The following is a 14,846-nucleotide window of genomic DNA, read 5'->3' as shown; positions in this document are numbered from 1 at the left end:
CCGCTGTGGCAGCGGCTTTCGTAAGAAGATCAGCGGAGGTTTTGGTCCAGGTAATCGGTCACCTTCCGGTACAGGTGAACACGGTCTTTGCCGAGCACGTTGTGCGCATGGCCCGGGTAGATCATGTAGTCCACCTGCACGCCCTTGTCGATGGCGGCCCGCACAAAGCGCACCGAATGCTGCTGCACCACCACATCATCCTGCAGGCCATGGATCAGCAGGAGATGATCCTTCAGGTTGGCCACCTGCTTTGTGAGATCGGTATTGGCGTAGCCTTCGGGGTTTTCCTGCGGCGTATCCATGTAGCGCTCGCCGTACATCACCTCGTAATAACGCCAGTCGGTCACGGGGCCGCCGGCCACGGCTACTTTGAAAACGCCGGGATTGTGCAGCAGGAAGTCGACGGTCATAAAGCCGCCGTAGCTCCATCCAAACAGGCCCATGCGCTGCGTGTCGGCATAGGGCAGGCTGCGCAGGTAGCCGATGCCGCGGTTGAGGTCTTCCATCTGGGCCACACCGGCCCGGCGGAAGATGGCCTGCTCGAAGGCGCGGCCGCGGTTGTCGGAGCCGCGCGGATCGAGGCTGAACACGAGGTAGCCGCGACTCGCCATGTATTGAAACCAATAGTCGCCGGCGCCGCCATTGTAGCCGGCGGTAATGAGCTGAGCGTGCGGGCCGCCGTACCAATACACCACCACGGGATATTTTTTCGTGCTGTCGAAGCCGGGCGGCAGGAAGAGGCGGGTATAGATGGCCGTTCCGTCGCCGCCGGCGATTGTAGAAATACGGACCGCGCCTTTCACGTATCCGGCGAGCGGATCGGGCGCCTCGAAGATGCTGCGCGATTTCGTCGGCGTTGATGCGTCGGCAATGCGGATGCTCCGCGCATGATCGCGGTTGCTCAGCACGTCGATGATGTAGTGCCCGCTGGCGCTTACCTGGATGTTGTGCACCGACGTGTCGCCAGGAAGCGACATGCGCTGCGAGACGCCGTTGTGCAGCTGCAGGCGGAAGGGCGTGCGCGACAGCGGCGAAAGGGCCGTGCCCAGGTAATACAGGAATTCGCCTTTCTCATCGAAGCCCTTTACATCGGTTACTTCCCAGGGTCCGCTCGTCAGCTGCTTCAGCATACGGCCGCTGGTATCGTATAAATACAGGTGGTTGTAGCCATCGCGGTTGCTTTGCCACACAAACTGGCCGGCAGCCTTCGGCACAAACAGCATGGGCACCAGCGGCTCCACGTACTTGTCGTCGCGCTCCTCAAGCAGCGTCTTGATAAAGGCGCCGCTTGCCGCGTCGTACTGGTTGAGGCGCATATGGTTCTGCTCGCGGTTGAGCACGGCGATATACACGTAGCGGTTGTCAGGGCTCCACGCAATGTTGGTGAGGTACTGCTCCACGGGTCCGCCGGTTTGCAGGAACACGAGCTTGTCGGACTGCGTATCATAAACACCCACCGTCACCTGGTGGCTTTTATCACCCGCCATGGGGTACTTGATAAGCTCCGCCTTTGCCGGCGTGGTCGTCCAGTCGATAATCGGGTAGTCGGTCACCATGCTCTGGTCCATGCGGTAGAAGGCAAGGCGCTTGCCATCGGGGCTCCAGAAGGTACCTTTCGTGATGCCGAACTCATCGCGGTGCACGGAGGATGCGTAGACGATGCTGCGGCTGCCGTCGGCGCTGATCTGCCGGCTGCCCGCGCCATTCGCCACAAAGAGGTTGTCGTTGTCAACATAGGCAACGTAGCCGGCGCCACTTTCCTCCATGTGCTCCTTATTGAGGATCTCGCGGGGCACCAGCAGGCGCGCCGTGCCGTTCGCGGGCGAGTACTGCAGCCGGCCCTTTGGGATGTTGAAGTACCAGTTGGCGTCCTTGTTGAACTGGATGTTGGGCATCGTCGCCACTGTGTCGAAGCCGTTGCGGCGCAGGATCGCGTTGAGATCGCCGAGCGTCAGCAGCGTGGTTTCCCCCTGGCGGTAGGCGCCCTGCACCCATACGTCGGCGCTGCCTTCTTTTTTCAGGTATACATAGTTGTCGCTGTTGTAGCGAAACTGTAACTGGCGCAGGTTCTGCGGCGGCGTTACGTTCTTCTGGGCGAAAGCTTCCTCGAGCGTAAGCAGCTTGTCCTGTGCCGAGGCGCCGAAGCCGAGCACAAGCAGGGCGGCGGCAAAAAAAGATTTGTTCATGATGGCTGTTGAATCCGGGCAAGTTAAGCAATGCGGTGCCAAAAAAGCCGCCCCGGGAACGGGGCGGCTTTTTCCAAACGGACGGTTGCGGACGGTTTAGAAATACGGGCGGATAACGGTTACGCTGTTGCCAGCGGCGTTGGTCCACACGGCTTTGTAATAGTATGCGGCAGTACCCGGGCAGCCCGTGGGGTTGCCGTTGGCGTCGAGGCCGTAGGTAACCTGGAGGCTATGGGCGAGACCGGTATGCAGCACCTGGCCTTCACCAACGCGGAAGTTACATTCGCTGCGCAGGCGGAGCGGGGTGGTGATGCGGGTGGTAAACGCGTTGCCGTAGCGGTTGGTGCCCCACTCGGCGATGTCGGTCACGCTGCCGTCGCTGTGGTTGCCCGAGATGGCGATGTTGAGGGCGGCCATCGTGGGATGCGTGTAGGTGCGCTTGCGGGCCATCTGCCACTGGCGCTGGCTGCCGTCGTCGAAGGTGATCGTCATGCTGGCGTCGACGGTGTGCACGATGGTAGCGCCAACAGGCATGTTGAAGAGGCGGCCGCCGCTGACGTTGGTATGCGTGCGGGTGCCGTTGACGGTGATGCTGCGGTTGTCGCTGCGGCGCGTGATCCGCAGGTTAACGATGCTGTCGCGGAGCGTGGCGCCCGGCTGGCCCCAGCGCTGCTGGCGCGGCTGCGATACGTAGATGGTACCTACGCGGGTGCGGTAGGGATGGCAGGTGTCACCGGTGAACGTGAGGATCATGCGGCGCTCGGTGCTGGTGGAGTCGAAGGACACCGTGGCATCGCAGGGAAGGCTGAGCGTGCGCGAGCTGTTGTCGACACGGCCGAAGGCGTTGTTCGATTCAACGGTCGCATTGATGTCGTTGTCGACATCCTCGAAGTCGTTCGACACGCGGCTCTGGTCGTCCGAATGCTGGGTCAGCTGTTCGGTGATGCGGGTCTCGTTGTCTTCTTTCGATGAATTCTTCTTGCAGGCAGTCAGCGTGAGCGCAGCTGCGGTGGCGGCAAAAGCCAGGTTGCGAATTTTCATGGTCGTTTGTGTTTGGTGAGAGACAGTGCAGTACAGACGATGGTAAAGAAACAAAGTTTAACGCGGTATGAGGATTTCTTTGGCAATCCGGTAACGGGGCCGGACAAACTGGGGACCAATTCCGCACTCCGGACAGCCTATATAGTTATTTTTTTCTATGTGTAGCGCCTTGATGGACGGCGATCTTGGGGAATTTTAGGGTTTTGAAAACAGTTTGGCACGCCAGTGGATATGTTAGTGGTGTCACTCAGTTGTTAACCTAAATAACCCCTTACCATGCAACCGGCAAAAAACACCCTGGCCATCTTTCGCCAACCCCTGACCTGGATTCTCCTCGTATCGCTTACCACATTTTCTTCCTGCTTCCGCAGCTCTTACCGCTCGGGCGAAGGCTGTCCGGCCATGAACTCGGCCGCCATGCGCGCTTCGTACCGCGGGCGTTAATTGTGAGCGGTGAGCAAGTGAGCGGTGAGTGTCTTACCTCACCCCATATCATAAAAAAGGCGCAGCCATGCTGCGCCTTTTTTCATGCTCACCGTTCACCGGCTCACCGCTCACTTTCCCACGTCAGCTCCACGCGGCGGTTCTTCGCGCGGGCAGCGGGGTTGTCCTGTCCGTTTATTTCCTCCGTTTCCAGCGGACAGCACTCGCCGAAGCCTTTGATCCAAAGGAGTTCGGATGCAATGCCCTTGCTATAAAGGTAATCGCGCACGGCGCGGGCGCGGCGGTCGCTGAGGCGGTTGTTGTAGCCTTCGCCACCCTTGCCGTCGGTGTAGCCGCCGATGCGCAGCTTCTTGCGCTCCGCCTGGGTCTGCATCAGCACAGCCACGGAGTCAAGTTGTTGCATCGCTTCCGCACTGAGCGTCGCTTTGTCGAATTCAAATACAATAACGGGCAGCTTGTAGGGCGGCACTTCCACGATGTGCGCCGTGTCCACCGGCATCGGAGCCGGGGGCAGCTCCACAACGGGGGGCTCCTTTTTGGTTACCGTAAAAATTTCGAGGCAGCAGTCCGATGCCCGGTCGGAGCTGAGGTACGCTTTTGCGTAGAGGCTTTCGGGCGACGCGCTGAAAAAGTAGCTGTCGTCTTTCACCGAGTTGAGCGGCGCGCCCAGGTTGTGGGCCGGGCCGAGGCCCTGCAACGTGCCGTTGCTGGCAAACAGGTCGAAGCCGCCAAGGCCGGGATGGCCGTTGGAAGCAAATACAAGCGTTTGTGTGGCGCTGTGGTAAAAGGGCGCCGATTCGTCACCAGCCGTGTTGACGACGCTGCCGAGATTCTGCGGCGCGCTTGCGGCATTGCCGTTGAGCGTGCTCACCCAGAGGTCGTAGCCGCCGGCGCCACCGGCGCGGTTGGAGCTGAACAGCAGGTAACGGACGCCATCCTTTTCCACATAAAAAGGCTGCGCGTTGCTCGAGCCTGCGGCGTTGATGTTGCTGTCGAGCGCCACGGGCGTCGTCCAGCCGCCGTCTTCGCGGGTTACCGTATAAATACGGGCTGTGTTGCGGCCGCCCTCGCGGCTCCAGGCGGTAAAGTAAAATCGCTTTCCGTCGGCAGTAAAGGAGCCAAGACCCTGGTCGAGGTCTTGCCCGGGCAGCGGATCGGCGTTGAGCGCATCGGTGCCCACCACGCGGTAGAGGTGATTGCGGTTGGGGCCTTTCCCGTTGCTCGCACTGTCGGCACGGCTCGAGGTAAAGAAAACAACGCCGCCCCACTCAACTGCTGCATAGTTGCCATGACCCGTGTTGAGGTCGCCGCTGGCTTTGCTTACGTTGAACAGCGAGTCGGCGGGCTGGGCTGCGAATTGAACGGACTGCAGCTCCCGCTGCACCTGCAGCCGCTGCAACGCCGTCAACGAAACGTCGGCCTGCAGTGTGCCGAGGAGCTGCTGCGCCTCAGCCCCGCGGCCCGTTGCGCGCAGGCTCGACGCAAACGCGATCCTGTCGGAAATGCTGAGACTGCTGCCGGCCTTCGCGTAGTAATCGGCTGCTTTCGCATAGTCGTGCAGGTTATAATAACAGCCGGCGAGCCGCGCGAGGAGCGCGCTCTTTTGAGCGGCAGTTCCCTTGCTGCTGCTCCCGGTTTTTTGCGGGGCATACGGCGTGAAACCCGCGCTGTTCGATTTGCGGATGCCGAGGTATTCCTCGTACTGTACGGCGGCATTGTAGAAATCGCCGGAGGCATGATAGCGCTCGGCCTGCCGCAGGTGATCGGCACCCTGTGCCGAGGCCAGCTGGGCGGCGAGCAGGAAGAGTACCAGCGAACGAAAACGGATCATAGTAATGTTTTGCTGCGAATGATTCGGTTTAGGATCAGAAGCGGGGACACTTGAAGTAGGAAGGCTCCTCGCTGCGCTTGCCGAAGAAGGTAAGGCTGATCTCGAAGCTGTTGGCACCGCCGGCCATCTTGCCGAGCGGCGTGGTGTTTACATCGTAGCTCGCCCCGATCATCAGGTTGTTGAACAGCACACCGGCATAGGGCGACACGGCATCGTTGACGCGGTAGTTGGCACCCAGCATGAGGTCGGCCGATTCGTTGACCTTGAGCTGCGCATATGCGCCCGCCATGATCTCCTGGGCGGTTCCCTGGCGCAGGTAAAGCGCGTTAGGAACGAGGTAGAAGTTGTCGTTCAGGAGGATCCGCGCACCACCGTGCACCGTAAGGCGCACCGGGAGGCGGCTGGCATTGCCACTCCCTACAAAGGGATCAACGGGGCGCGTCAGGTGACCCGCCGAAACCCCGAAAAAGGGATTCACGGTCACGTCCGTGGCGCTGTTGAAGTAAGCGGCGCCGGCACCGAGGTCGATGTCACCGGTCGAGCTGTTGGTCAGCGGGTCGGAGCTGGCGATATTGGGGTTGAAGCCGAGGCCCGGCACCCACTGGTCGCCGCCCTGGAACTTGCTGGGGTCGAAGCGCCGTGCGAGCAGCCCGCCCTGCATCCCGAAGGAAACCGTATGGCGTCCGTCGGCGCCCCAGTGTATGCCGCTGTACGACAGCGAAAGGGCAGCATTGGTGTAACTGTAGCCACCCGTGCCGGCCGTTTGGCGGAGGATGTTCAGTCCGAAGTTGAGGCTGCTGTTCGTGCGCATGTCGCCCGAAACACCTACTGTCGAATAGGGGCTGCTGATGTTGCGCCACTGGTTGCGGTAGATGGCCGAGGCGCGGATGCCGCCCTCGCTCTGTCCCGCAAGGGCGGGGTTGAGCCACATCGGGTGTGTGTAATACTGCGAAAAATGCGGGTCCACCTGCGCGCTCGCCTGGAGGCTGGCACCGGTGATCAGGAGGCAAAATAGCTTTCTCATTGCGTTAGCGAATCAGGTTGATGGATCCTTTAAGTGTGCGGGTCTGGCCGTTGGTCAGCGTTACTTTGGCGACGTACATATATACGCCCACGGGTTGCTGCTTGCCGGAGGCGCTGCCGTCCCAGCCGCGGCCTTTGTCGCTGCTGCCAAATACTTGCTCGCCCCATTGGTTGAAAATGCGGAAGTCGATCGCGGCTACGTTCGATCCGTAGAGATACAGGATGTCGTTGCGGCCGTCGGCGTTGGGCGTAAAGAAGTTCGGCACGAACAGGTCGTCGCTGAGCGGGAGCTGTACCACGAGGTCTGCGAAGGCCGTATCGATGCAGCCGGCGCTCGTCTGGCCGACCACGAAGTAGCGGTTCGACGTTGTCGCCGTGAGCGTTTGCGTCGTGGCGCTGTTGCTGGCGAAGCTGCCTGCCGGGCCCCAGGCCGTGATGGTATGGGGCGCGCTGCCGCTTGCGGTAAACGTTACGGTGGCACCGGGCTGCGCCGGGTTGGGCGTTGCCGTGAGCTGCATCGTCAGGTCCTGAACGGTGACGGCTACATTGCGGGTAGCCGTACATCCGCCGCTGGTCAGCGTGTAGGTGAGTTGCGCGCTGCCGGCAGCAATTCCGGTTACGACGCCGCCGTTGGTCACGGTGGCAACTGCCGTATTGTCGGAGGTCCAGGTGCCGCCCGGTGCGCTGGGTACCAGGGTGCTCGTGCCGCCGCTGCAGATCGTCAGCGGCGCGATGGCTGCGATCGTGGGAACCGGGTTGACGGTCAATGGTGAGTTGGCAGTGCCGGTGCAGCCGTTGTTGGTAACGGTATAGGTGATGGTCACCGGGCCGCCCGCAGCTACGCCGGTTACAACGCCGGTTGTCGCATTAACGGAGGCGATCGTCGCATTGCTGCTGCTCCAGGTGCCACCCGCAAGGGTATTGCTGAAGGGAGCGGTCGTGCCGACGCACAGGGTGGCCACGCCCGTATTGCTGCCGGGGTTGGGCGTGGTCGTTACCGTGATGGTCGCGCGGTTACTGCCGGTGCAGCCGGCACCGTTTGTCACTGTATAAATAATGTCGGTCGTGCCCGTGGCCACTCCGGTCACAACGCCGGTTGCCGGGTTCACGGTAGCAGCCGCCGGGTTGCTGCTGCTCCAGGTGCCGCCCGCTGTGGCGTTGCTCACGGTAACCGTCGTTCCGGAGCACAGGTTGGTAGCGCCCAGTACGGGCCCTACAACGGGGAGCGCGTTGATGGTCAGCGTGAAGGGCACGGTGCTCGTGCAGCCTGCGGTGCCCGCGGTAAAGTTGATGCTGGCGACGCCGGCGCTCAGGGCCGTAACGTTTACGATGCTGGGTCCGCCGGTGGGAGCGGTCGGTGTGAGCGTTACGAGACCGGCAGGAGTGGCCGTCCAGGTGCCGGAGCCGTTGGGCTGCAGCGGGTTGGTAAGTTGGATGCTGCCGCCAACGCACAGGCTGTTGGGACCCGTCGTGGGTTGCAGCGCCGGGGGTGCGGTGACCGTAATATCGTAGGGAGCTGAATTGCTGCAGCTGCCGTTCGTAACCGTGTATTGGATCTGCACCGTGCCGCCGCTCACACCGGTCACCACGCCCGTAGCGGGGTTGACGGTGGCGATGCCGGGCGTATTGCTGGTCCAGGTACCGCCTGCGGTTGCATCGTTCAGCGTGATCGTCGAGCCGACGCAAACCGAAGTGGGGCCGGTAACGGCAGCTACGGACGGACGCGGGTTAACCGTAACCGGAAACGGCATCACGGTCGTACAGCCATTGCTGGTAACAGTGAAATTGATGATGCTGTTGCCGGCGGCTACACTTGTGACGACAGCGGACGAAGCACCGGCTGCCGTAGGTGCGACGGTCGCAACGGAAACATCGCTGCTGCTCCAGGTGCCGGTACCTGCCGGCGCCGGGTTGGTCAGCGTAACGGTGCCGCCGACGCAGACCGACGAGTTGCCGGTCGTGGGCTGTACAACGGGTTGTGCATTCACGGTCAGCGGCGCGGTGGCGCTTCTGGCGCAGGCGCCCGAGCCGACCGTATACGTGATCGTAACTGAGCCGGCTGCAACCCCTGTGGCGATACCCGTTGCCGGGTTGATCGTCGCGATGGCCGGGTTGCTGCTCGTCCAACTGCCGCCGGGCGTGCCGTTCGAAGTAAAAGTGGTCGTGCTGCCCGAGCAGACTGCAGGGCCGCCGCTGACCGTTCCCGCGTTGGCAGCGGCCAGCACGGTGATATCATAGGTTGCGGTGCCGGTGCATCCGCCGCTGGTAACCGTATACGTAATGGTCACTGGCCCGCCAACTGCTACGGCTGTAGCCACGCCGGTGGTTGCATTGACCGAAACAACGCCACTGTTGGCGCTGCTCCAGGTACCACTGGGCGTCGTGCTGCTCAGCGTCGTGCTGCTGCCCACACAAAGCGAGTTGCCATTGCTGCTGCTGATGGCATTTACCGTAACACCCGATGCCGGCGCCCGCATGCTGTTGATCCAGGTTGTGTTGGCCCCGCCGTTGGGCGCCCCGGGTGTTTCGTTCAGACCGACGTCGCCCTGGGTCCAGGAGCCAGCCTGGCCGAAGTTCGCGTCGGAGAGAAACCACATCTTTCCCGAAGGCATGTCAGGCACCCATACGGTAGCCGAGGCCGGCGAGCCGATGGCGTATCCGAAAGAAAAATAGGCGCTGTTCAGCGCTGTGGGCTTTACGATGATGATGCCGTCGCCGCCGTTGGCGAGGGCTACGGTGCCCCAGTGGTTGTCGGAAGGCACACCCTGGCCGAAGCCGCTCGTGGGATACGCAGTGCCGGTGGCTACCGAGGGATCAACGAAGTTGCGCTCCAGCATCGAGGAAGAAGCCGGCAGCACGTACACCTTGTCGTTGTTCGCGTCGGTGGGATCGTCGGGGAGCGTAATGCTCGAGGCTTTGTCCTTTTCGTTGTACACCAGGATGATGGAACCGTAAGGCACAGCCGACCAGTTGGCCACGTTGGCGAAGCGGATGCAGCCCGCGGCAATACCCTGGCCGGAGCCGGCAGCGATCCAGCCGTTGTTGTCGTCTATGATCCAGCCCCGGAGGTCGAGGGTCGTTTGGGTACAGGTAGGCGTACCGGCAACGACGAATTCGAAATATTCCTTGGAGCTGCTGGAAGGTCCTTGCGAAACTTCATTGAGTACGAGACCGGGCAGTGTTTGCGCGCCGGCAGCAATCGACCCGGCAAGCAAGGTTAGCAGAAAAAGTGCTTTGCGCATGTTAGTTTGGACTTGGGGAAGCAAATATCCCGCTTTCCACTTGTACTGCCGGGTTTTGATTATTATTTATTTCTATAATACTATTAGGATCCAATAAAAATCCCGGCCTTCAACGCAGCATTTTAAAGCGGAAAAGCGCATACGCACGCCCCGGTGCTCACCGCTCGCGGCATTCTGGCACGCTATTCGAAATGATAGACCCGGACGCGGTTCCCCGCACAGTTCCTGGCCCCTCCTGATTGTCTTCAGGACGCATTAACCGGGGTGGTCAAATAACGCTGTAGGGCCCTTAACAGAATCGCATTTTGGGTTGAACATTCAAAAAAAGGTTGGACTTACGTTCAACCTTTTTTGATGCCCACACCTGTAGTACATGGCTTGGGTTTTGCATTTATTTTCCCGATGAAACGCGCAACGACATTGACCCTTAGCCTGCTGGCCATCGCCGCCACCGGTGTACTGCTCAGCGAGCTTCGCCGCAGCCGCAGGCAAAGCCGCATGCGGGCGGCCATTTCAAACGAAGGCTACGAAACCGCTCCCGATATATTATACCCGAGCCGCCGCCGGGGCAATGATGAGCGCTATGGCCCGGTACTCCCGGCCTAATCGCCGTAAATGCGCCCCGCCAGGTCGGTTCCGGGCGCCAGCTCCTCGCGTTGCACCTCGTTGTTCCCCATTCCGGTAAACAGGTAGCCCGGCACTTCGCCGCGGTATACGAGCGCCTCACCCTTCAGGTGCAGGGCCGTTCCCTCGGGCAGGGCCAGCACGGGTATGCCGGGGTTGAGCTGGCAGAACTCGGTCAGGCGCATGTCGCGCGTCTCCCCGTGAAAGCCCGGGATCTGTACATTATAATAATGCGGGTTGATCTGGAAGTTGATGAGCCGCAGGGCCAGGAAGCTTTCGGGCTGCACGATCGGCATATCGTTGGTCGTGCAGATGCTCCGTCCGATGACGTTCGAGCCGGCGCTCCACCCGATATAGGGAATACCCTGCAGCACCCGGTCGCGGATGCGGTCGATCAGTTGCTGGCGGTACAGGTCGGCCATCAGCTTGAACGTATTGCCGCCCCCAACCATTATGGCGTCGCAGCGTGAAAGAAGGGTGCGCGCGTTCTCCGCCGTGTAAACCTCTACTTCGTAAGGAAGCCCGTTCAGGGCGGCGCGAACGTTGTCGGCGTACTGCTCGTCGCTGATACCGACGGCGGCAAAAGGAAGGAAGGCAATTCGTCGCCGCTCTTCGCCGAGTACCTCCCGGATCCAGGGCAGCGCTGCCCCCAGGTAGGGCCCGCCGCCCACACGGGAACTGCTGAGGGCCAGGATCTGGTGTAACATGCGTTGTGGTTTTTGTTTGGACCCAAAGGTAACGGCACCCCCTAGCCGCACCATGGGAAAAACAACAGGAAATCATGGTTTTTTCCCCACGAAAAAACGGGTAAAAGGCAGCACCCTCAACCCGCGCGGCGACGCCGGCCCGCGGACGCCGTTGTCCCAAAGAGATACAAAAAAGCCCCCGGAGGGGCTTTGCTTTGAGTAACGGTTGTGCCTTGCGCTGTCGACTCCGCCGCTGCTTATCCTTTGTCGCCAAGGATGATCACGAGGGCGTAGATAAGACCAGGCAGGTAAAACAGGAGCGTCAGCAGGAGGTCGATCCAGAAGCGGCTGTTGATGACGCCTTCGTGCAGGTATACACCCAGCGGCGGCAGCAGTATCGCGACGATAACCTGCACCACCGTGCTGGCTTTCGGCTCACGGTTGGCGCGCTTCTCGGCCTTGAACTTCCGGACTTCCGATTTCACCGAGCGCAGGCGGTCCCGGCGCTCCTTGGCGGTCAGTCCTCTGAACTCGGCCAGCGCCGACTTCACGACGGCGGGATCCGGATCGGTGGCCGGTACGGGCACAGACGCTGCGGTTTCGGACAAGAAGAAGCTGCTGCAGCATGCCAGCAGCAGGAGGCGGGTAAAAATGAATTTCATGGCTGAACGTTTGAGGTTATGCGCAAAATAATTGGGCCAAACCGGGCGGTTTGAAAAAGCCCGGGCCGGCACGCAAGTAAAAAGCAGCCTCACGGCTGCTTCATCCTAAAAACGTTGGTCTGTAATGAAAAGATTCAGTTGGTTTTGGCGCGACCCCAAGCGGCTCGTCCGGTTGACAGGTCAAAGGAAAACCATTTTGAAACGCCAGACAACCGTAGAAATACGGAGTTTTTCCGGGCATTTTTGCCAACTTCCTTAGCAAAGGGGCCATTTTCGGCCCAAACCTTGCCCTGCCTTACCGGTTTCCGTTGTGCTGAAGCCGTTTGAAACTGTGTGGTATGAAAACAACGATCGTTCCCGCCCGCCATATCGGCTGGCTTGTCCTGGTGCTGCTGCTGTTCGTTGCGCAGCTCGCCGTCGCCAGCCCCGGAAGCCCATCCTTTGAGCAGGCCAGCAGCGAAGGGGCCACTGCCGGCACCTCTTTTACACATCCGCAGGTACCCCGGCTCCAGGGCCAGCTGGAGCGCTACCGCTCCATCGCGGCCAGCGGCGGCTGGCCCGTGGTCAGGGGAAGCCGGAAATTTTACCAGAAAGGAATCTCCGATGCCGCCGTCGTGCAGCTCAAGCAGCGGCTCCGTGCCACCGGCGACTTCAGCTCCGAAGACCGCAGCCCCGAATTCACGGAAGAACTGGGCGATGCCGTGAAGCATGTGCAAAAGCGCTTTGGCTTTCCGGAAAACGGTGTCGTCGATGCGGCGCTGCTCAAGGAGCTCAATATCTCCGTCGGCCGGCGCATCGCACAGCTCGAGGCCAACCTGGCCCGTGTGCAGAAGCTTCCCGAGCCCACGGCCGGCACCCGCCTGGTGGCCAATATCCCCGAGTACAAGCTCCATGTATACGAAGGGGACCGCCTTATTTTCGACATGAACATCGTTGTCGGCTCGGAGTCGAACAAGACCGTGCTGTTCAATGACGAGATGACCTACCTGGTGTTCAGCCCTTCCTGGAACGTGCCGCCGAGCATCGTCAGAAAAGAGATCCTCCCGAAAATGCAGGGCTCGCACGATTACCTCTGGCGCAACAACTACGTGATGGAAGGCGAGGAGGGCGGACTCCCCAAGATCCGGCAGCTTCCCGGCGCCGGCAACTCGCTGGGCCGCGTCAAGTTTGTGTTTCCCAACGAGAACAATATCTACTTCCACGACACGCCGGCGAAGTCGCTGTTCAGCCTACGCAAGCGCGCCTTCAGCCACGGCTGTATCCGCCTGGCCGAGCCGGAGAAGCTCGCCGAATACCTGCTGCGCAACAGCCCCGGGTGGACACCGGCGAAGATCCGGGCGGCCATGAACTCCGGCCGGGAGCAGCGCGTTGACCTGCCGGGCAAAGTGCCCGTGTCGCTCACCTACCTCACGGCCTGGGTGGACGACGATGGCTCGCTCAACTTCCGCGAGGATATCTATGGGCTTGATTCGTGAAGAATGTCGTGAGGCGCGAGGAGAGAAAGAACGCCTATTCATTATGATCAGGCGTAAGCAAGATCATCATTGATCTTAATAATCTGCATGTACCGCTTGCGGCACCTGCGTTCTTTCTCTTGTTCCCGCATACACCTGTAGAACTACGGCCGCGCATTGAGCTGCTGCAGTACGGATTCAATCGCCTGCTTCGTAGCCTCAACCGAGTCGGGAGGCGGCGCTTCGCCGCGCAACGATGGCGCGACCTGCCTGTCTTCGCGGATGCGGAGGTCGATGTATTGCTGAAAGAGGCTGCGGCGGCGTGCATAGTCGGGCGGCAGGCTGTAGCGGGCGCGCTGCAGCTCCGTGCGGGCACTGTCCCAGCTGGCGGCGGCACGGGCCGGCTGCGCGAGCGCCCTTTTCTCGAGGTCTACAACGCGTTGTTCCTGTTGCTCCCAGCGCAGGCGGTTGTCGGGATGGGCGGCCACGTAAAATCCGCAAAGCGCGATAGCGGCCACGAGCAGGGCGGCGGCGACTCCCGTGCCCGCGGATTTACGCCGAATTGTCGGCAGTAACGCATACCCGCAAACGAAGCCCGCGATGAAGCCGCCGATATGCGCCGAATTATCAACGCCTCCCTTCATCCCATACAGCAGGTTGATCACGATGACGGCGCTGATGCTGCCCAGCAGTCGCGAGCGTACTTTTTTCGGAAGAAGATCGGTTGTAAGGAGCGCGAGGAACAGACCGAACAGCCCGAAGATGGCGCCCGAAGCGCCTGCGCTTACTGCCGCCTCGTTACGGTGCCACCACAGGCTTGCCAGGCTCGACAAAAGTCCTGTAGCCAGGTAGGTAAGCAGGTAGCGGGCCCTTCCCAGGATGGGCTCGAGGAATGTTCCGAGCTGGTAAAGGCCATACATGTTGAGCACAAGGTGAAAGATGCCGATGTGCACGAAGCAGGCCGTCAGCAGGCGCCAGGGTTCGCCGGCGAGCGTATAGGGCGCGAAGTTGGCGCCCCACTTTACAAGCGCCTCGCCTGAAGGCTCGAAGACGCCCGCGCCACTGATGGCCATCAGTAGAAATACAAGTGCATTCGCGGCGATGATCCCATAGGTAACCCAATAGCCATGCTTTGTATAAGGCATCGCCTGGGCAAGCGCGGCTTCGTCGGCCTCCTGCTCGGCCAGCATCCGCTGCGTGTCGGCATGAAGCTGGCCGAGGGCCGTGCGCCAGGCAGCCCGCTCCTCAGCGCCAGCTGTCGCCGCCAACTCGCTGATTACAGGCGAGAACGCGGCTACCCTTTCGTGTTGCATTTCCGCGGGCGCCTCGGCACCACCCGGGAGCGCCGCCCGGAAGTGAAGGTCGCCCCCGTTGGTATCGACGATGATCATATCGATCGGGCCCTTGCGCTCCTTCCGCGAGGTGCCCACCAGTCGCCCGTCGTGGGTCCATTGCGGGATCCAGCCGAGGCGCTCAAAGGCTCCGTAGGCCAGCACCAACTGTTCGGGCAAAGAAGAAGTGGTAACGTGGGAAACATCGGGCGTCATGCCCGTGAAAGTAAGGAACTATCGGTCGGGGCGCCGCAAGCGGCGGGAGAGACCGAACGCAGCCTTGGCTATGCGCACTGTGACACTGTCATCCGGAGCGTAGTCG

At 61.1% G+C, this 14,846-nt stretch carries 11 protein-coding genes; 3 read left to right on the top strand and 8 right to left on the bottom strand.

Translation table 11 applies throughout. The annotated features are described in order from the left end of the window. Positions 1-29 precede the first annotated feature (29 nt). Both ACYU7Z_RS12315 and ACYU7Z_RS12310 read right to left on the bottom strand, forming a co-directional pair. On the bottom strand, positions 30-2,186 hold the full coding sequence (locus ACYU7Z_RS12315; protein WP_460570883.1) for a S9 family peptidase: 2,157 nt from the start codon (positions 2,184-2,186) through the stop codon (positions 30-32). Positions 2,187-2,282: 96 nt separating this feature from the next. Next, the gene (locus ACYU7Z_RS12310; protein WP_460570881.1) at positions 2,283-3,227 is read right to left on the bottom strand and encodes a hypothetical protein; all 945 of its coding nucleotides are present in this window, start codon (positions 3,225-3,227) and stop codon (positions 2,283-2,285) included. A gap of 276 nt (positions 3,228-3,503) precedes the next feature. On the opposite strand from ACYU7Z_RS12310, the gene ACYU7Z_RS12305 reads away from it, so the two are divergent. Further along, a complete protein-coding gene (locus tag ACYU7Z_RS12305; protein WP_460570879.1) occupies positions 3,504-3,671 on the top strand; it encodes a hypothetical protein in 168 nt (55 codons plus the stop codon). Between the two features lie 103 nt (positions 3,672-3,774). Here the strand turns inward: ACYU7Z_RS12305 and ACYU7Z_RS12300 are convergent, their stop codons facing one another. Genes ACYU7Z_RS12300 through ACYU7Z_RS12290 form a run of 3 tightly spaced genes read right to left on the bottom strand, consistent with a single transcriptional unit; the run spans position 3,775 to position 9,767 of the window. After that, entirely contained in the window at positions 3,775-5,502 is a 1,728-nt protein-coding gene (locus ACYU7Z_RS12300) for an OmpA family protein (protein WP_460570877.1), read from the bottom strand. 34 nt (positions 5,503-5,536) lie between these two features. Beyond that, positions 5,537-6,526 carry a PorP/SprF family type IX secretion system membrane protein gene (locus tag ACYU7Z_RS12295; protein WP_460570875.1) on the bottom strand — a complete coding sequence of 330 codons (990 nt, stop codon included), beginning with the start codon at positions 6,524-6,526 and terminating at the stop codon, positions 5,537-5,539. Positions 6,527-6,530: 4 nt separating this feature from the next. Further along, the gene (locus ACYU7Z_RS12290; RefSeq protein ID WP_460570874.1) at positions 6,531-9,767 is read right to left on the bottom strand and encodes an Ig-like domain-containing protein; all 3,237 of its coding nucleotides are present in this window, start codon (positions 9,765-9,767) and stop codon (positions 6,531-6,533) included. Between the two features lie 402 nt (positions 9,768-10,169). On the opposite strand from ACYU7Z_RS12290, the gene ACYU7Z_RS12285 reads away from it, so the two are divergent. Beyond that, positions 10,170-10,373 carry a hypothetical protein gene (locus ACYU7Z_RS12285; protein ID WP_460570872.1) on the top strand — a complete coding sequence of 68 codons (204 nt, stop codon included), beginning with the start codon at positions 10,170-10,172 and terminating at the stop codon, positions 10,371-10,373. Here ACYU7Z_RS12285 and pepE read toward each other — a convergent pair. Together pepE and ACYU7Z_RS12275 are read right to left on the bottom strand one after the other, a co-directional pair. Next, the gene (gene pepE, locus ACYU7Z_RS12280) at positions 10,370-11,098 is read right to left on the bottom strand and encodes a type 1 glutamine amidotransferase family protein (protein WP_460570870.1); all 729 of its coding nucleotides are present in this window, start codon (positions 11,096-11,098) and stop codon (positions 10,370-10,372) included. The genes ACYU7Z_RS12285 and pepE overlap by 4 nt on opposite strands. 236 nt (positions 11,099-11,334) lie before the next feature. After that, positions 11,335-11,739 (bottom strand): YqaE/Pmp3 family membrane protein, encoded by a 405-nt coding sequence (locus ACYU7Z_RS12275; RefSeq protein ID WP_460570868.1) that lies wholly within the window; start codon positions 11,737-11,739, stop codon positions 11,335-11,337. 338 nt (positions 11,740-12,077) lie between these two features. On the opposite strand from ACYU7Z_RS12275, the gene ACYU7Z_RS12270 reads away from it, so the two are divergent. Then, complete coding sequence (locus ACYU7Z_RS12270; RefSeq protein WP_460570866.1) at positions 12,078-13,214, top strand: L,D-transpeptidase family protein; 1,137 nt, start codon at positions 12,078-12,080, stop codon at positions 13,212-13,214. Between the two features lie 143 nt (positions 13,215-13,357). Here ACYU7Z_RS12270 and ACYU7Z_RS12265 read toward each other — a convergent pair whose 3' ends face one another. Next, positions 13,358-14,740, bottom strand: coding sequence for a rhomboid family intramembrane serine protease (locus ACYU7Z_RS12265; RefSeq protein ID WP_460570864.1), 1,383 nt, complete (start codon positions 14,738-14,740; stop codon positions 13,358-13,360). Between the last annotated feature and the right edge of the window lie 106 nt (positions 14,741-14,846).

This window comes from Flaviaestuariibacter terrae, from assembly GCF_054777635.1.
This window is presented reverse-complemented; position numbering and strand designations above follow the sequence as displayed.